Origin of the sequence: Enterocloster aldenensis, assembly GCF_003434055.1 — a bacterium.
In the GTDB taxonomy this organism is placed as follows: Bacteria; Bacillota; Clostridia; order Lachnospirales; family Lachnospiraceae; genus Enterocloster; species Enterocloster aldenensis.
Genome location: NZ_QVEX01000012.1, coordinates 1 through 16077, shown reverse-complemented (window position 1 = coordinate 16077; position 16077 = coordinate 1). Strand labels below are relative to the sequence as shown.

The following is a 16077-nucleotide window of genomic DNA, read 5'->3' as shown; positions in this document are numbered from 1 at the left end:
CTCCTTTTAATCAAACATGGCAAGCCCGTCCCAAATAGCCTGCACAACGGGCTGGGACTTAAGCCCCAGAACCAGGTTCAGCAGGATGAAGCACAGGATAGCCGCCCTGAGCTTCCAGGAGCTTGCCTTTCCTTTCTTCTCACTTCCCCCGCCCGAGTAAAGGGTGATGACCAGGCGCAGGAAATAGATGGCGTTAAGGATGGTACTGACAGCCAGCACGATCAGGGTGGGAATCATCTTGTGAGGGCTTTGAAGGGCTGAGGTTGCAAAAAGCAGCTTGGAAATAAATCCCGCCAGCATAGGGAATCCCACCATGGACAAGGCCCCCACTGCAAAACCGATTCCGGCCAGCGGATTGCGGTATCCGGCGCCCCGCAGGCTGCGGTAATCCTTTTTATCTCCTGAAACCTCATACAATCCCACTGCGCTGATGAACAAAAGGGCTTTGGTGGCGGAGTGGGTAAACATATGGAACACGGCAGCCACCATCCCGGCCTGGGTTCCCAGGCCGATTCCCATATAGATGTAACCGATCTGGGCCACTGAGGAATAGGCAATCATCCGCCTTGTATCCTCCTCCATGATAGCGTGCACAGAACCCATGATCATCCCCGCCAGTCCGAACAGGTACAGGACATTCACAATCTGGCTGGCAATCACATTTTCCCGTCCAAGCACCCTGTAAAATATCTTAATCAGCAGGAATATATACCCCTTGGATACCAGACCGGACAGGATGGCGCTGGCCGTGGGCGTGGCATAGCCATAGGTGTCCGGAATCCAGTAATGGAACGGATACAGTCCGCTTTTAATGGCAAGGCCAACACTGATGACAGCAAGGATGACCAGCATGGGAATCCCATATATGCCGGCCGCCTCAATCAGCGCCACAGCCTCCTTGGCCGGACTCATAAGCAGGTGTCCGGTCACATCATAGAGCAGGCTCAGGCCAATCAGGAACAGGCCCGACCCCAGCTGGCTCATGATCATATACCGTATGGCCGCTGAAAGGCTCCTCCCCTTCTGCCGTATCATGATAAGCCCGCAGCCCGCTATGGTATTGATTTCCACAAACACATAGGCGGTAAACAGGTCATTGGTGTAAATCAGGGCCAGCAGGGAACTGAGCATCATATCAATCATGATGAAAAACAGATTAAGCTTGGTCCCCTCCACATCCTCATAGGTGTGGTCCATGCCGCCCGCAACGGACAGCAGCATGACCACGCCGAAAACCGTTGCCGTCAGCCCCTCCAGGACCCCTGCGCGGATTTCATTTCCCCAGGGCGCCGGGAAATGGCCCATCCTATAGGTATAGCTTGCCCCTGCATCCATACAATACAGGCATACGGCAAAGGACATGACCGTTACAAGGCTGATTGCGCCAAGGCTCACATTCCTGGCACGCCTGCCGTTAAGGGCCAGGGAAAGGATACCGGAAAACATGGCAATAATGATGGAGAAAAAAGGAAAATTCTGCACAAGCGTCATGCCTTTTCTTCCTCCTTTGCCCGTGTAAGGATTTCATCCAGATCAAGGGACCCGTACCGCTCATAAAGCCGTATGGTCAGAGCCAGCATCAGGGCCGTGGTGCTCACGGAAACCACGATTCCGGTAAGCACAAGGCCGCTGGGAACCGGATTGATATAGGCAGACACATCCCGGATCCCATCCACCACAATCGGCACCATCCTGCCCCGGATATACCCCTTTGCAGCCAGAAAAAGGTACACAGCCGTATCCATGATATTCATGCCCATGATTTTCTTAATCAGGTTCTGATGCAGCAGGAGCATGGTGAATCCAATGCCGAACAGGATGACCGACACGGTTTCTTCCACATTCAGGAACAGATGTGACATCATCCTACATACCTCCTTTCCGGAACAGGGTATAAAACGCATACATGGTGCAGGCCACAACCAGGCCCACGCAGATGTTCAGGGGAAGGATCAGGCCGCTGCTTAAAATAGCGCCCGGTGTTCCCAGCGGAATATGGCTTTCCAGACCATTGGCGCCCGTATAAAACGAATAACTCTTCGCCAGACAGTAAAAGGTCAGGGCTGCCAGCGTAATCCTGCGGTACACCTTTTCCGTAAAAAAACGCTCTGTTTTCTGAAAACCAAATGCATTCAGGTAGAGGATAAGCCCGGATCCCAGAACCGCCCCGCCTGAGAAGCCCCCGCCCGGTGAAAGATGGCCGTTAAGCACGATGTAAATACCAAAGACCAGTATAAGGGGCACCAGCACACAAGCGCATTTCTGGAGAATGATATCATTTTTAGGCTCAAATAAACGGTCGTTGGCCTCCTCCAGCCGTTTGGCCGTCTGCCTGTCCCTGCCGGCCGCGTCAATCCGCAGCAGCGCAAATACACAGCAGGACGCAATAAACAGGACACAGGATTCCCCAAACGTATCAAACGCCCGGTAATCCAATATCATTCCGGTCACAATATTCACTGCCCCGGTTTCATCCAGCCCCTTCTCAATATAACGCGCAGACACTTCATTGTTGTCCGGGTTGCCTGCATTGCCAAATACGGGCAGGTAGGCAATGGTCCACAGCAGGACAAATATGATACTGAAACACAGAAGCACCGACATGACCTGGTAAATGCGGTGGAATATCCGGATTCCGCGTTCTTCGCGTATCAGGAGGGATCCGGGGGACGCATCCGGCCCAGACTTACCGGCCAATCCTCCATCTTTCCTGACAGTTCCCGCTTTGCCGCATTCCCCTCCTGCCCCGCCTGTATCCTGGGTTTCTGCGCCGCCATCTTCACTTCCCGGTATCTTTATCTCCATTCCATGATCCAGAGGGTCGATTTCCCCGTCCACCCATTTCCTGAACTTCATCCACCGGCTGTTCTCATAATCATCCCTTCTCCTGCTCATCCCGGCCCTCCCCGCAGATGGTCCTGCCGTCCGCTTCATCGTGAACCTTGCTTATGGCCCTGATTTTCTTCAATGTAATGAAAAACAGGATGCTGGTGACCCCCGCCCCCACGGCAGCTTCCGTAATGGCCAGGTCCGGTGACTGGAGCAGGATCCAGATAACACACATGATCAGGCTGTAGGACATGAAAATAACAATGGAGGTCAGCAGATCCCTGGCAAATCCAACCGATACCGCGCATACTACCAGACTGACCAGAAGTATGATTTCAAACAGCCTCATCTGTGCCCTCCTCCTTCCCCGTCTTCCGGATGATCAAGATCTTACCCAGTTCCTCATCTGTCATGGCCTCCAGCCTGCTTATCATATGGCCTGACACAGGTCCTGCCGACCAGAAGAAAAGGATGACCAGGAACAATTTAAGGGAATCCATGGAAAATCCCCGCATCACGATTAATCCTGCAAACACAAACAGGATTCCCAGCGTATCCCCCATGGCCGCGGCATGCATACGGTTCAGGGCCTTATGGAAGCGGTTTACTCCAAACACAGCCAGGACCATGAATATGATTCCAACCAGAAGGCAGGCAGCCGCTGCTGCCAGCTGTATCCATCTCCACGTCATATGCCTTCCTCCTTTTCATAGGTGTCTGATGCATCCGCCGTATCAACCCCCTGCCTGTTTACATTATCCTCAATGGCTCCCAGGTCAGCCTTCCTATTCTTCCTCTGCAGATAGACACCCGTGTACACCTTGCAGAGGACCACCACCCCAAGGAAACTCAGCATGGCATAAATCAGGCACACATCCACCAGGTAATTCTCATCCAGGTACACGGAAAGGATAGCTATTATCATGATAATCATGGTTCCAATCATATTAACCGCAATAATCCGGTCCGCAATTCCAGGCCCCCGGACCGAACGGATGATACTTAAAATAATCAGGACAGCCAGTACAATGACCGAACCGCCCAGCAACCTGTCATATACCTGCCCAATCACATCCATCTGCTTTCCACTGCCTCCATTTCCAATAAAAGCCCCACAAACACGGAATCCTCCATCCCCTCTGCCAGTTCCCGGTCCAGGCAATGCACGCAGAAGCGGTCATTTTCCACAGAGACCGTAATGGTGCCCGGCGTCAGGGTAATGGAGTCAGCCAACATCACCTTAGCCAGCCCTGTCCTGAACTTTACATCAAAATACACAAAAGCAGGTTCCGGTTCCAGTTCCGGCGAAACGATGATTTTCAGCACGCACACATTTGCCCTGACGATTTCCTTTACCAGAACCCAGAAATACCGGATGAACAGCGGCGTCAGGCGGAACAGAAGCAGTTCCTTGCGCAGGCCGTACTCCATGTACCTGCACATGAAATAAAAAAGAGCGGCGGAAATCAATGCGCCAAGGACGCAGATTTCCACCGTTATTTTACCATTCAATATAATCCACACCGCCAATAACAGAAGAAACATAGGATTATCCCCCTTTGATCCGGTATATTCTCCCTGTATTGCCATCAGCAAATCTTAGACCATTATACTCTTATTTTGTCATAAAAACAAGAATCTATAACGGAACCGCTCCTGACGGATCCGCGGACCCATGAACCTCCGTAATTCCCACATCCATGCTCCCGGACCGGAACCCTTCCAGATCCAAGGCCACATAGGTAAATCCCAGGCCCTTCAGCTGCCGTACCACATCCGCCCTCCTATCCAGCAGCCTGGCAAATGCCTCATTGTCCACCTCCAGCCTGGCAATCCCTCCATGAAGCCGCAGACGTACATTTCCAGGCAGCACATCCCTCAGATACGCCTCCCCCTGTGCAATCCTGTCCAGCACATCATAGTCAATCCTGGTATTATAAGGCAGCCTTGTGGCCATACAGGGGGTTGAGGGCCTTGACGCCACTGAGATCCCGTATTCAGAAGCCATCCCCTTGACCGCCTCCTTTGTGATATGCAGTTCTGCAAGAGGGCTTATGATACCCAGTTCCTTTAAAGCCCGTATTCCCGGTCTGTACACATGCATATCGTCCTCATTGGTGCCGTCCAGTATCCGTCTGACCCCCTTTTCCCCTGCCAGCTTCTTAAGGGTCATGAAAAGATGGCGTTTGCACAGATAGCAGCGGTTTACAGGGTTCATCCGTATCTCTTCCTGTTCCAGTTCATCCACTTCCATGACCTGGTGGATTCCTCCCAGTTCACCGGCCACCTGCCTGGCAATCCTTAAATCACAGGAGGGGTGGAGCCTGCTGTCAAATGTGACCGCATACACCTTTTTCCCTGTTTCTGCGGCCGCATCCGCAGCCACTTTCAGGAGGAGGCTGGAATCCACGCCGCCTGAAAACGCAAGGCAGATATCCTCAGAAACCAACTCCCTCATCCTGGCCTGCAGCATTTCCCTGTCGCCCATCCTCACAATCCTTTCCGCTCTGCTTCCAGGCGTACATCCTGGTACACAGCCTTAAAATCCCGGCCCGTATCCCGGCAGAGACGGCGCACCCCCTCATATTCCGGATAATAAAATTTCCTGTCTTTATAAGTGCATACTTTCACATCTGCCGGTCCGCAGGCCGTATCCACGGTCACCCTTTTTCTGGCAAGCACGGTCCTTGCCACAGGATACTGCCTGATTCCAATGGTCGTTGTATGGATCAGTATGATTTCCTCCAGCTTCTCCCGTTCTTCCCTCCTGCACAGGACAGACAGTGTGTAGGCAGGTCTGTTCTTTTTCATATATATCGGTGTGTACCACACATCCGCTGCGCCTGCCTCCAGAAGCAGTTCCATGACAAATCCCAGGATTTCCCCTGTACAGTCATCCAGATTGGTTTCCATTACCCACATGGATTGGCCGTCCAATGCCATTTCCCCATTGTCTGCCCCTGCATCTGTATGGGAAGTCTCCATCAGCATGGCCCGGAGCACATTGGCCTGCCTGAATACCCGGTTTCCAGCCCCCATTCCGATTTTAAGAAGGCGGCAGGAATCCGGCAGGCTGTCCCTGGTGCGCAGGGCTGCCGCAATTGCAGCCCCGGTGGGTGTAACCATCTCCCCGTCATTATCCGTAAACCGGAGATCCAGCCCATAGGCGGACGCAATATTAGCTGTGGCCGGCACAGGAACCGGAAGGACTCCATGCTGGCAATGCACATGGCCGTGTCCCTCTGCCAGGGCGGACACCACCACGTCATCCACCCCCAGGTTATCCACGCACACCGCCACGCTGATGATATCCACAATTGAATCAATGGCCCCCACTTCGTGGAAATGCACCTGGTCAACAGGCAGGCCATGGGCCTTTGACTCAGCCTCCGCCACTATCCTGAACATCCTGCGCGCCAGTTCCTTCACACGGTCATTGGACTCCAGTTTGTCAATAATCTGATATATGTCAAACAGGTTTCTATGAACATGGGGGTGTCCATCCCCGTGCTGATGGGCATGGGAATGCCCGTGATGGTCCTCATGAGAATGAGGATGGTCATGCTCATGGTCATGCTCATGCCCATCCTCCTTCAGATGCACATCAAAATCATACGAATCCAATCCACATACATCTTTCCGCCCAAAGTGCAGATGATATCCGCCTACCCCCAGGCTTTTAAGGGCATGTTCCAGCACATGCCGGTCCGCTCCCAGGTCCAGAAGCGCACCAACGGTCATATCCCCGCTGATTCCAGAATTACATTCCAAATACAATATTTTTCCCATTTTATCTTACCGCCAATCTGTTTATTTGAGTGGCCAGATATCCGGCCCCGTATCCGTTGTCAATATTCACCACTGAAATCCCGTTGGCACAGGAATTCAGCATGGTCAAAAGAGCAGACAGTCCATGAAAGCTGGCCCCATATCCCACCGATGTGGGGACCGCAATGACCGGGCAGTCCGCAAGCCCTGCAATCACGGTCCCCAGGGCGCCTTCCATTCCCGCCACCGCAACAATACAGTTGGCTTTCATAATCCTGTCCCGCTGTGAAAGCAGCCTGTGGATTCCCGCCACCCCCACATCGAAGATCCGGTCCACTGCGCATCCGAAATACTCCGCTGTCTGTGCGGCCTCCTCTGCTACCGGTATATCTGCCGTACCTCCCGTACACACAGCAATAAGGCCTTTCCTTTCCTTGCCCCGGCGTTCCACCTTAAGGATTCTGGAAATAGGGTCATAGACCACTTCCGGTACCGCTGATTTTACCAGCACATGCTGTTCCTCAGACGCCCTTGTCCCCAGCACCTCGCCGTCCCGCTCATAAAACCGCTTATAAATCTCCATCAGGTATGCATCCGGCTTTCCCTGGCAGAACACGGTCTCACCGAATCCGGACCTGAGTTTTCTGTGATGGTCCAGCTTTGCATACCCCAGATCTTCATACGGAAGGTCCTTCAGCGCCTTTTCCGCATCCTCTATCCCAACCGCCCCTGATTTCACCTGTTCCAGCAGTTCCCTTACGTCCATATTGATATTTCCTCCTTCAAATCCACAATCCTGGTACATACCCGCTCCAGCAGTTCCCCGGAGTGGCTCACCACCAGCAGTCCCATCTTCCGGCGTTTCACCTCTTCTAAAAGGAAATTCCATATCTGGCTCTGGGTTATCAAATCCAGCATGGTGCTGATTTCATCTGCCAGCAAAAACCGTGTCTGTCCGCCAAGGGCCCTGGCAATGCAGAACCGCTGCAGCTCGCCTCCGGACAGTTCCCCGGGATACCGGTTCATCCAGTCCGGTTCAATGCCCAGCCCCCTGATGATCCGCTCCTCCACCCCATCCCCTTCCTTTATGACTTCCCTCATTTTAAGCTTTGGGTTCACCGACAGTTCCGGATGCTGCCACACCATCTGGACCGGGCAGTACGCCCCATATGCGGACAGAGGTTTTTTGTCCAGCAGCACGCGCCCGGAATCAGGTAATTCATATCCAGCCAGGATCTTGCAGAATGTGGTCTTCCCAAATCCGCTGGGAGCAGTAATCCCCACCCGTTCCTCCTGCTCCAGACCCATGCTTACATTGTTCAGTATCTTCCTGTTTCCATTATCATATTGAAAGGAAATGTTTTCTGCTTCCAGTCTCATGTTCCTGCCTTCCTACATTTTACCATACCGCCTTCATAAGCGCGATACTCTATTTCTTCCATGCAGCCCTGGTCTGCTATCGGACATCTGGGGCCATAGGGACATCCCACGGGCAGGTCCTTTACATAGGGCTGCGCCCCTGGCTGAACCTCAAATCCATGGCTCGGCATGGCTCGGTACAACGCTCTTGTATACGGATGACGCAGGCGCTCTTCCTTCTGGAAGTCAGACACAGCAGCCTCCTCCACATTGGTTCCTGCGTAAAATACCACAATCCGGTCAGCCACCTGAAGGGCCAGTTCCAGGTCGTGGGTAATCAGCAGCACACCAGCCCCCCCGTCCGCAATCTCCCGGAAATGTGACAGCACCCTCTTGGCCGCGCTGATATGAAGCCCCGGGGTCGGTTCATCCGCAATCACCAATTCGGGTTTCTCCATGACAGCCGTGGAAATCAGCACCCGGCGCGTCATTCCTCCAGACAGCTGAAACGGATAAAGCTCCTCCGTATCCTCCCCCAGCCCATACCTGCCAAGAACTTCCCTGCTTCTGGCTCTGGATATCCCATCTTTATGCCCTCTCCTCACCTGGTCCCCCACCTTCATAAGCGGGTCCAGATACGAAACGCTCTGAGGCACCAGCACCATCTGCCTTCCCCTCAGTTCCCCCACCCTTTTTCCTGTCAGTTCCTCTCCCTTAAAGGCAATCCTTCCCTTCCAGGAAGCATTGGCAGGCAGAAGCCCCATGACCGCATGGGCCAGCAGGCTCTTTCCCGAACCGCTGGATCCCACCACAGCCACGATTTCATGCCCTTTTATATTAATACTCAGATCCCTGATGACCGGAAGCTGGATTTTCCTCCACCCTCTCTCATATTGGGAAAATGAAATCATCAGATGTTCCACCGACAATATTGTTTCCATCCTGCCAATCTCCTTCCAAGCGCCCATGGGCCGCCCTGTACGGTTCCCATTGCCATTCCCATTCCCTGCACAATTTTCCTATGCGCCCATATACCTGCAATTGCCGTATATGGGCTTCACCGCCATACACACTCCACACCCTGTTCCATCTCCCCCGGTCCAGCTACGCCAGCCCAGCCATGCCGGCCCAGCCACCCCGGACAGCCTACATATGCGCCTGATTGGGGTTGATCAGCGTCATCAGGGTATCACCGATAAAATGGAACAGCACCACCACCAGTACCAGCAAACATCCGGGAAACAGGGCCAGCCACCATTTTCCCATGGCCAGATACTTCATGCTCTCTGAAAGGATGACCCCAATGGCCGGCTGTTCCGGCGGAAGGCCGAACCCAAGGAATGTGATACTTGCCTCATGAAGGATGGCGTGAGGAAACAGAAGCACCACCCCCACCAGAAGCTGGGGCAGGAGATGGGGCATCATATGCTTCCACGCTATCTGCATTTTCCCCATTCCCAGTTTTCCCGCAATCTTTATGTACTGACGCTCCTTCAGCTGCATCACCTCTGCCCTCAAAAGTCTTGACAGGGATGTCCAGTGTGTCAGGGAAATCCCCGCCATCACGCCCCAGAATCCCTTTCCTGCGGCAAAGGAAATCAGGATCAGCAGCAGGATATGAGGAATTCCCATGACCAGGTCAATGACAATCCCCACCAATCCATCTGCTGCTTTTCCCAGACAGGCTGCGGCCGTTCCCATAAAACAGGCAATGAGCGCACTCACTGCCGCTGTTAGAAGTCCAATCCGTATGCTCAGTGAAAGACCTGTTATGGTCCTTACAAACATATCCCGGCCCATCCAGTCCGTCCCAAAGGGATATGCCGGACATGGCGCCAGATTCTTCCTGGAAAAATCCGTCACCATGGCCTCATTTTCCAATACCCTGCCCCCAATGGTAATGACCGTCAGCATAAGGGCAGCCATTATGAGGAAAATAAAAAGGGTCTTGCGCCGGTTCCACGCCGTAAACCATCCCATCACCCTGCCCTCCTTTTTCTGATTCTGGGGTCCACTGCGCCATACAGTATATTGGCGGTGAAATTGCCTGCAAACACAATGGCTGCGCTTATGACAGTAATCCCCAGCAGCAGCGGCACATCCCCTCCCAGGCCTGCCGTAACAGCTGCCTGCCCCAATCCGGGATAAGAAAATACCTGCTCCACCAGGACCGATCCCCCGAATATCTCGCTGACCGAAGCAAACTGCAGGGTCATGGCAGGAAGCAGGATATTACGTATGCCATGCCGCTTCACGATTTCCCACTCCGATTCCCCTCTTGCCCTTGCAAACAGCACATAATCGCTCTCCATGACCTCTGCCATCTTCTCTCTTGTATGAAGTGCGATATTGGAAATGCCGGTAATGGACAAGGCTGCCACCGGTAGGATGCCGTGGACCAGCCTGTCCCCCAGCGTGACAGCGGATGCCTCCATTCCAATGGGAACACTGAGTCCGATAGGAAGCACCTTAAGCCACACTGCAAATATCATCAGCAATACCAGCGCCAGCCAGAAAGCCGGGATGCTGGCAGTTAGCAGCGCATACGCAGAAATCAGCTTATCTGTCAGCCCCCCTTTCCTGGCCCCTGCAGCCACGCCCAGCACAAATCCCACTGCGCCGGATACCAGCCAGGCCGATGCCATCAGCCACAAGGAATTAGCCAGCTTTTCCCCAATTACCTTAGAAACCGGCTGACGGTACAGAAGGGACGTCCCCATATCCCCCCGCAGGAAATCCGCTGCCCAGGACACATACCGTTTAACAGGCGGCGTATTCACGCCCCAGTACTCCTCAAGCTGTGCAATCTGCTCCTGGCTCATGCTTCCCAGCGCTGCCTGCCCCACATTTGTCCTCAATGGGTCAAGAGGCGACACCGTGACCAGGAAAAAGGCCGCAATACTGACCAGCACAAGCAGCACTGACATCCGCGCAATATTCTTACCAACCTGTCTTAAACCCATGTCATTGTCCTTTCATCACAGCCATCCGCTGGTTTTGCATTTACTTACAGTTCCCACATCCAGCCGTTAATCCCGCAGTCATTTACCAATCCCACGGCTATCTGCGGCTTTTTCATTCATTTACGCAACCCACAACAGTACGCTGGCGCCGCTATCATATCTTAATCCGTCTTCTCCCGGCATCATTCCCAGCTCCACTGATCCACATTATTCACAATTGACCAGCCATGGCCGTGGGGATGCAGCTTCTGATCCGCCACCTTAAGATTCTCCCTGGCCCAGTACAGATGGTCAATATTCACCAGCCAGATCCATGGGATGTCCCCATCCTGGGTAATCCCCGTATTTCCATCCCACTGCGCCTTTTTCCAAAGCTCGTAGGACTGTTCCAGGTCGCTGGAGGCCAGGGCCGCATCCATATAACGGTCCACGGTCTCATTGGCATAAGGAGAATACTCTGCCAGCCCCGATTCCTTCATCGTATGGTAAATGTTATAGAGCTCCATCGGCGTATGCGCGCCCCAGCCCCACATCAGGGGCTCTGCCTGCGCCCTGTCATAAGCCGTGTCCCAGCCAACGCCCTCTGTCTTAACCTCAATCCCAACTTCCTTTAACTGGTTGGCCGTGTCTGCTGCCAGGGCCTGGCGGACAGAATCACTGGCCGGGTACATAAGGGTCATGGAGGCCCTGACGCCGTCCTTTTCCCTGATTCCATCGCCTCCAATCACCCAGCCGGCCTTGTCCAGTATGTCCGCTGCCTTTACCGCATCGTACCCAACCTGCGCAGCATCATTATACCATGGCATCTTGTCACAAACGCTGTAGGCCGGGCTTCCGTAACCGCTCAGCACATTGTCAATCATCTCATTCCTGTCAATGGCAAGGTTGATGGCCCGCCGCACCTGCACATCACTTGTAAAATCATTACCAATGGATATGCCGTCCTCTGTCTTCCCTTCATCCGGCACGGCAGGAAGGTTAAATCCCCTGTTATCCACGGTCTCAAAGGCCAGCAGTTCATACCCCGGCAGTGTCTGGTCCGAATAGGAAGCAGCCGTATAGGCCAGGTCTGCCTGTCCCGACATGACAGCTGCGTAGGCCGCATCCTCCTCCATGAACAGGATGGTAACCTTTTTCATGATTGGCGCTTCCCCATAATAATCCGGATTAGCTTCCAGGATTACCTGCTGCCCTTTATCCCACTGCTTCAACATATAACGGCCCGAGCCAACCGGATGCTCCCCGTATCCAGCCCCATAGGCATGTTCCGGCACAATCCCCACAATGGCCATGGTATATGGCCATATGGAGTACGGGCGGTTCATATGGAATTCCACCGTTGTATCATTCACCGCCTGAGCCTCTTTCAGCATGGTAAAATCATTAACTGAACTGGTATCCCTCAATGTATTATAGGTAAATGCCACATCCCCGGCAGTCAGTTTCTCCCCATCTGTAAATGACACGTCATCCCGTATGGTCACGGTCCAGGTAAGGCCATCATCGCTGGCTTCCATACCCGTGGCCAGGTCATAGCCGATTTTCAAATCAGTGGTTGTCACAGTCAGGGTACTCTGGATCAGCGGCTCATGCACATGTTCCCCTGCCCCCCATCCATAAGCAGGATTAAATCCCGCCTCTGGTTCGGATGTGGGTCCCATTACAACAATCACATCATCCCGTACCGTTCCCTGCTGTCCGGTCACTTGTCCTGTTTCCTGCTGCCCCTCCGCCTGTGCTGTCCCCTGTGTTCCCTGCTGCTCCTGCCCGGATGCCGTTACATCTGTGGTACCGGAACCATTTCCCCCGCACCCAGTCGCCAGCATGGCTGCTGCTAACACGGCTGCCATGGTAAAATTAAAACATCGTTTCATTCCCGTCCTCCTATCAGTCCTGAAAACCACCTCATATGGTTCAGGCCCATCTGTTTTTTCGTCTCCCTCTTCCGGATGTTTTTAACACACAAAAATACCAGGAAAACAGACCTATCCCTTAGGGATATCCATTACCTTCCTGGTATTCTCCTGATATCATAAACGCATTGCTGTTAATTACCGTCCGGACCTTAGGTCCATACAGGATTCTTACCCTGCGCAAATGCTGACTTCTGTCAGCCATTAATAAAAATTATACGAAAAACTTGGTGGCCCGTCAATCACTTTCTTTTGAAAACATGTTCTACGGCCTCCTCCTTTTCCTTTTCCCTGTCCGGCCCTTCAGTTCCGGCCTGTTCTGTATCTTATACGCCCTGATTACCTCTTCAATCCGTGTATAATCCCGCTCAAATAGTTCCTCGCTCACCAAGACGGACAATTGCTCCCCAGGCACCTTTGCCAGTATTTTTTCAATGACAAATGCCTTGCTCTTCTCTTTATATCTGGGCATGGCGGTAAGCTCCTGGATATGCGCCAGTTCCGGACGCCACAAAAGGCTGAGTTTACGTTTCCAGTTCATCATAGGGTTTTCCTGAGGTTGCCGCAGAACATAAAAATCAATTTCCCGGTCATTCTGCTCCACTGTTATGATTCCCCACCATCCCGGAACATGTTCCCTGACATGGGCCGCGTGGCTGGAACCTGCCACCACCATATTGCGGTCAAAGAAGCGGTCATAATCCTTAACCTGCCGCGACAGACGCACGTAAGAATCAGCATCACTTTTAATCTCAATTCCCGTCAAAAGCCCGGGTAGGACCATCACAATATCCGCCCTTGATTTCCCTACCTGTTTTTCTTCTATAATCCTTAACTTGCCATAAGCTTCCTCCAGGAAATCAAAAAGGGGCTCCCTTATATCTTTATCATACAGCATGCATATTTCCCTATCCTTGCGTATTCCCAATCCGCTCCCATATTTTTGAAAAGCTCTTCTCCGATAGGATTTCATTGGTAACAAACGCTCCATTATAAAACAATGCATATGTTGTAAATGGAACAGGCGCTGCCTGTGCATCCTCTTTGGTTTCAATCTTCCGGAACCTGCACTCCAGCCCAAGTTCCTTCAGATTCCCAGCAAGAAGCGGTACATATTTAGATGTATGCGGACATTGGTCAGAATAATACAGCACCAATCCCTTCTCATCCACACAGCCATTCTTTGCCACATCCTTTATGGACGGCACTGTTTCCGAATCGGAAAAAGGCAGATAGAACAACTCATAATAAGGGCTGGCTGTATCTGCCACCTTAAATCCCCGGTGCTTAAGATATCCCGGATCTGAAAGAAACGGCATCTTTTTTTTAGATGACAGGCAGACAAGACCCCTTTTTCCCTTGGCCTTGCTGTCAGCAATACATTGATCCAGCAGCTGGTCCCCATACCCTTTTCCCTTGTATTGCCCGGAAACCCATAAACAGTCAATATACATATAACCATCTGCATTAATGGGCGCCCAGGCAAATTCTGCCGGTAAATATTCTATGAACACCTTTCCCCGTACATCCAGCTTGTTGAACACAAGCCCCTCCTGCATCCTGTTGCGAAGCCATGACTTCTTGGATGACACACAATTTTCACCTTTCTTATCGGAAATGCAGCAGCATATATGTTCTGCCTCCAGGTTTTCCAATGTGACCTGTTTAAAAACCGGACTATGGTCCATTTTATGATTCCCCCTTAACAAATGACCCAATCTCAACCAGATTGCCTTCCGGATCAGCCACATAACAGGTCCGCTGCCCCCAAGGCTCCGTAACAGGTGCCATGACCGGCACAGCCCCCTTTTCAATCACACTATTATATGCCTCATCTACCGCCGCATAATCGGATACTGTTAATGCTATCTCAAAATGACCGTTCACCTTATCTGCATAGCAGAACCTCCTGCCAGTCATCTTCTCTAACCCGTCACGCCCATAAAGCAGGAACAATGTACCATCCTTTTCCAGGAATACATTCTCACTCTCTTCATTTTCCTTTATCCCAAATCCCAAAACATCACGGTAAAACCGTATCATAGTCCCCATATCCTTGACGAAAATACCAAATCCATCTAACCTCATGTGTTCTCCCTCTTCCTGTTTTTCCATATTATATCAGAAGAAACATGACATCTGTATGTCATCATTAGGGACTGCGGTTATCCCTCCCGCTTTGTCCGGCTCCATCACCCTTGTCATCATACTTTTTGTTCAATCTAAAAGGAGCCCTTTTATAAGGCTCCTACTATGCGGCTAACAGGACTCGAACCTGCACGGTCTCCCAATGGGACCTAAACCCATCGTGTCTGCCAATTCCACCACAGCCGCAAATCCAATATAATTACAAGAAAAGTCCCAACGCCTTACAGCATCAGAACTTAATTGCAATGCGGGTGGCCGGACTTGAACCGGCACGGTATCGCTACCGAGGGATTTTAAGTCCCTTGTGTCTGCCTATTCCACCACACCCGCATAATACAAATGGGGCCTACAGGGCTCGAACCTGTGACCCTCTGCTTGTAAGGCAGATGCTCTCCCAGCTGAGCTAAGACCCCAAAATGTATATGAATTATGTCGCATTATAAAATGCAAACGACCCGGAACGGGTTCGAACCGTCGACCTCCGCCGTGACAGGGCGGCGCTCTAACCAGCTGAGCCACCGGGCCATTATTTGGATTATATAGTTCTCAATCTGCTTTAGTTAGGAAAGAGTGGACCTTCGGGGACTCGAACCCAGGACCGACCGGTTATGAGCCGGTTGCTCTAACCAACTGAGCTAAAGGTCCGAACTATATTATCTCTTATAAAATTTACTGTTGTCACAGTAAAGCCGATGATCGGACTCGAACCGATAACCTGCTGATTACAAATCAGCTGCTCTGCCAATTGAGCCACATCGGCATGTTCATGCCAATTATCCTGAAACTAAATGACCCCAACGAGATTCGAACTCGTGTTACCGCCGTGAAAGGGCGATGTCTTAACCGCTTGACCATGGGGCCTGAATAAGGTAGTGGTCGCCATGGACTTCCACTAAAAACTCCCCGAGTAGGACTTGAACCTACGACAGCGCGGTTAACAGCCGCGTGCTCTACCGACTGAGCTATCGAGGAATAATGGTACAACTAATTGTCTATTGCGCTGACCAAATCATTATACAATAATTTAATCCAAATTTCAAGCACAAATTCAACAATTTACGTACCCTCAAAACCACATATTGAAAACCGAATTGAAC

Annotated in this window: 18 protein-coding genes and 8 tRNA genes; all 26 read right to left on the bottom strand. The window is 52.0% G+C overall.

Annotated features, from left to right (window positions below; translation table 11 throughout):
* Positions 1–6: 6 nt before the first annotated feature.
* A complete protein-coding gene (locus tag DWX59_RS19755) occupies positions 7–1491 on the bottom strand; it encodes a complex I subunit 5 family protein (protein WP_117560918.1) in 1485 nt (494 codons plus the stop codon).
* Positions 1488–1862, bottom strand: coding sequence for a sodium:proton antiporter (locus tag DWX59_RS19750; protein WP_431834444.1), 375 nt, complete (start codon positions 1860–1862; stop codon positions 1488–1490). Before DWX59_RS19750 ends, DWX59_RS19755 begins: the two co-directional genes overlap by 4 nt.
* Before the next feature lie 4 nt (positions 1863–1866).
* Entirely contained in the window at positions 1867–2895 is a 1029-nt protein-coding gene (mbhE, locus tag DWX59_RS19745) for a hydrogen gas-evolving membrane-bound hydrogenase subunit E (RefSeq protein ID WP_166460271.1), read from the bottom strand.
* Positions 2876–3178: a hydrogenase subunit MbhD domain-containing protein gene (locus DWX59_RS19740; RefSeq protein WP_117560916.1), complete on the bottom strand. Its 303-nt coding sequence runs from the start codon at positions 3176–3178 to the stop codon at positions 2876–2878. The genes mbhE and DWX59_RS19740 overlap by 20 nt, the downstream gene beginning before the upstream one ends.
* Positions 3165–3521, bottom strand: coding sequence for a cation:proton antiporter (locus DWX59_RS19735; protein ID WP_117560915.1), 357 nt, complete (start codon positions 3519–3521; stop codon positions 3165–3167). Before DWX59_RS19735 ends, DWX59_RS19740 begins: the two co-directional genes overlap by 14 nt.
* Positions 3518–3907: an MrpF/PhaF family protein gene (locus DWX59_RS19730; RefSeq protein ID WP_117560914.1), complete on the bottom strand. Its 390-nt coding sequence runs from the start codon at positions 3905–3907 to the stop codon at positions 3518–3520. Before DWX59_RS19730 ends, DWX59_RS19735 begins: the two co-directional genes overlap by 4 nt.
* Positions 3898–4374: a Na+/H+ antiporter subunit E gene (locus tag DWX59_RS19725; protein WP_117560913.1), complete on the bottom strand. Its 477-nt coding sequence runs from the start codon at positions 4372–4374 to the stop codon at positions 3898–3900. The genes DWX59_RS19730 and DWX59_RS19725 overlap by 10 nt, the downstream gene beginning before the upstream one ends.
* Positions 4375–4468: 94 nt before the next feature.
* Positions 4469–5317: an ATP-dependent sacrificial sulfur transferase LarE gene (gene larE / locus DWX59_RS19720; protein WP_117560912.1), complete on the bottom strand. Its 849-nt coding sequence runs from the start codon at positions 5315–5317 to the stop codon at positions 4469–4471.
* Between the two features lie 2 nt (positions 5318–5319).
* Positions 5320–6618 (bottom strand): nickel pincer cofactor biosynthesis protein LarC, encoded by a 1299-nt coding sequence (gene larC / locus DWX59_RS19715; protein WP_117560911.1) that lies wholly within the window; start codon positions 6616–6618, stop codon positions 5320–5322.
* A 1-nt stretch (position 6619) separates the two neighbouring features.
* Complete coding sequence (gene larB, locus DWX59_RS19710; RefSeq protein WP_117560910.1) at positions 6620–7363, bottom strand: nickel pincer cofactor biosynthesis protein LarB; 744 nt, start codon at positions 7361–7363, stop codon at positions 6620–6622.
* A complete protein-coding gene (locus DWX59_RS19705; RefSeq protein WP_117560909.1) occupies positions 7354–7977 on the bottom strand; it encodes an ABC transporter ATP-binding protein in 624 nt (207 codons plus the stop codon). The genes larB and DWX59_RS19705 overlap by 10 nt, the downstream gene beginning before the upstream one ends.
* The gene (locus DWX59_RS19700; protein WP_330668283.1) at positions 7974–8897 is read right to left on the bottom strand and encodes an ABC transporter ATP-binding protein; all 924 of its coding nucleotides are present in this window, start codon (positions 8895–8897) and stop codon (positions 7974–7976) included. Before DWX59_RS19700 ends, DWX59_RS19705 begins: the two co-directional genes overlap by 4 nt.
* Before the next feature lie 205 nt (positions 8898–9102).
* Positions 9103–9936 carry an ABC transporter permease gene (locus DWX59_RS19695; protein ID WP_117560908.1) on the bottom strand — a complete coding sequence of 278 codons (834 nt, stop codon included), beginning with the start codon at positions 9934–9936 and terminating at the stop codon, positions 9103–9105.
* Positions 9936–10919, bottom strand: a complete 984-nt coding sequence (locus DWX59_RS19690; RefSeq protein ID WP_117560907.1) for an ABC transporter permease — start codon at positions 10917–10919, stop codon at positions 9936–9938. The genes DWX59_RS19695 and DWX59_RS19690 overlap by 1 nt, the downstream gene beginning before the upstream one ends.
* Positions 10920–11101: 182 nt before the next feature.
* Positions 11102–12793, bottom strand: a complete 1692-nt coding sequence (locus DWX59_RS19685; RefSeq protein WP_117560906.1) for an ABC transporter substrate-binding protein — start codon at positions 12791–12793, stop codon at positions 11102–11104.
* Positions 12794–13097: 304 nt separating this feature from the next.
* Entirely contained in the window at positions 13098–13730 is a 633-nt protein-coding gene (locus tag DWX59_RS19680; protein WP_117560905.1) for a sce7726 family protein, read from the bottom strand.
* 10 nt (positions 13731–13740) lie between these two features.
* Positions 13741–14520: a GNAT family N-acetyltransferase gene (locus DWX59_RS19675; RefSeq protein WP_117560904.1), complete on the bottom strand. Its 780-nt coding sequence runs from the start codon at positions 14518–14520 to the stop codon at positions 13741–13743.
* Position 14521: 1 nt separating this feature from the next.
* Complete coding sequence (locus DWX59_RS19670; protein WP_117560903.1) at positions 14522–14920, bottom strand: VOC family protein; 399 nt, start codon at positions 14918–14920, stop codon at positions 14522–14524.
* Positions 14921–15086: 166 nt separating this feature from the next.
* Positions 15087–15166, bottom strand: a tRNA-Leu gene (locus DWX59_RS19665).
* 60 nt (positions 15167–15226) lie between these two features.
* Positions 15227–15310 (bottom strand) — tRNA-Leu (locus DWX59_RS19660).
* 10 nt (positions 15311–15320) lie between these two features.
* Positions 15321–15393: transfer RNA gene (locus DWX59_RS19655), tRNA-Val, on the bottom strand.
* Positions 15394–15431: 38 nt separating this feature from the next.
* Positions 15432–15505, bottom strand: a tRNA-Asp gene (locus tag DWX59_RS19650).
* Between the two features lie 46 nt (positions 15506–15551).
* Positions 15552–15625 (bottom strand) — tRNA-Ile (locus DWX59_RS19645).
* Positions 15626–15667: 42 nt separating this feature from the next.
* A tRNA-Thr gene (locus DWX59_RS19640) sits at positions 15668–15740 on the bottom strand.
* 29 nt (positions 15741–15769) lie between these two features.
* Positions 15770–15841 (bottom strand) — tRNA-Glu (locus tag DWX59_RS19635).
* Between the two features lie 38 nt (positions 15842–15879).
* Positions 15880–15952: transfer RNA gene (locus tag DWX59_RS19630), tRNA-Asn, on the bottom strand.
* Positions 15953–16077: the final 125 nt, after the last annotated feature.

Coding starts and splice junctions, on each gene's coding strand:
- DWX59_RS19755 (WP_117560918.1), bottom strand. CDS start 1,491: ATGACGCTTGTGCAGAATTTTCCTTTTTTCTCCATCATTATTGCCATG.
- DWX59_RS19750 (WP_431834444.1), bottom strand. CDS start 1,862: ATGTCACATCTGTTCCTGAATGTGGAAGAAACCGTGTCGGTCATCCTG.
- mbhE (WP_166460271.1), bottom strand. CDS start 2,895: ATGAGCAGGAGAAGGGATGATTATGAGAACAGCCGGTGGATGAAGTTC.
- DWX59_RS19740 (WP_117560916.1), bottom strand. CDS start 3,178: ATGAGGCTGTTTGAAATCATACTTCTGGTCAGTCTGGTAGTATGCGCG.
- DWX59_RS19735 (WP_117560915.1), bottom strand. CDS start 3,521: ATGACGTGGAGATGGATACAGCTGGCAGCAGCGGCTGCCTGCCTTCTG.
- DWX59_RS19730 (WP_117560914.1), bottom strand. CDS start 3,907: ATGGATGTGATTGGGCAGGTATATGACAGGTTGCTGGGCGGTTCGGTC.
- DWX59_RS19725 (WP_117560913.1), bottom strand. CDS start 4,374: ATGTTTCTTCTGTTATTGGCGGTGTGGATTATATTGAATGGTAAAATA.
- larE (WP_117560912.1), bottom strand. CDS start 5,317: ATGGGCGACAGGGAAATGCTGCAGGCCAGGATGAGGGAGTTGGTTTCT.
- larC (WP_117560911.1), bottom strand. CDS start 6,618: ATGGGAAAAATATTGTATTTGGAATGTAATTCTGGAATCAGCGGGGAT.
- larB (WP_117560910.1), bottom strand. CDS start 7,363: ATGGACGTAAGGGAACTGCTGGAACAGGTGAAATCAGGGGCGGTTGGG.
- DWX59_RS19705 (WP_117560909.1), bottom strand. CDS start 7,977: ATGAGACTGGAAGCAGAAAACATTTCCTTTCAATATGATAATGGAAAC.
- DWX59_RS19700 (WP_330668283.1), bottom strand. CDS start 8,897: ATGGAAACAATATTGTCGGTGGAACATCTGATGATTTCATTTTCCCAA.
- DWX59_RS19695 (WP_117560908.1), bottom strand. CDS start 9,936: ATGGGATGGTTTACGGCGTGGAACCGGCGCAAGACCCTTTTTATTTTC.
- DWX59_RS19690 (WP_117560907.1), bottom strand. CDS start 10,919: ATGGGTTTAAGACAGGTTGGTAAGAATATTGCGCGGATGTCAGTGCTG.
- DWX59_RS19685 (WP_117560906.1), bottom strand. CDS start 12,793: ATGAAACGATGTTTTAATTTTACCATGGCAGCCGTGTTAGCAGCAGCC.
- DWX59_RS19680 (WP_117560905.1), bottom strand. CDS start 13,730: ATGCTGTATGATAAAGATATAAGGGAGCCCCTTTTTGATTTCCTGGAG.
- DWX59_RS19675 (WP_117560904.1), bottom strand. CDS start 14,520: ATGGACCATAGTCCGGTTTTTAAACAGGTCACATTGGAAAACCTGGAG.
- DWX59_RS19670 (WP_117560903.1), bottom strand. CDS start 14,920: ATGAGGTTAGATGGATTTGGTATTTTCGTCAAGGATATGGGGACTATG.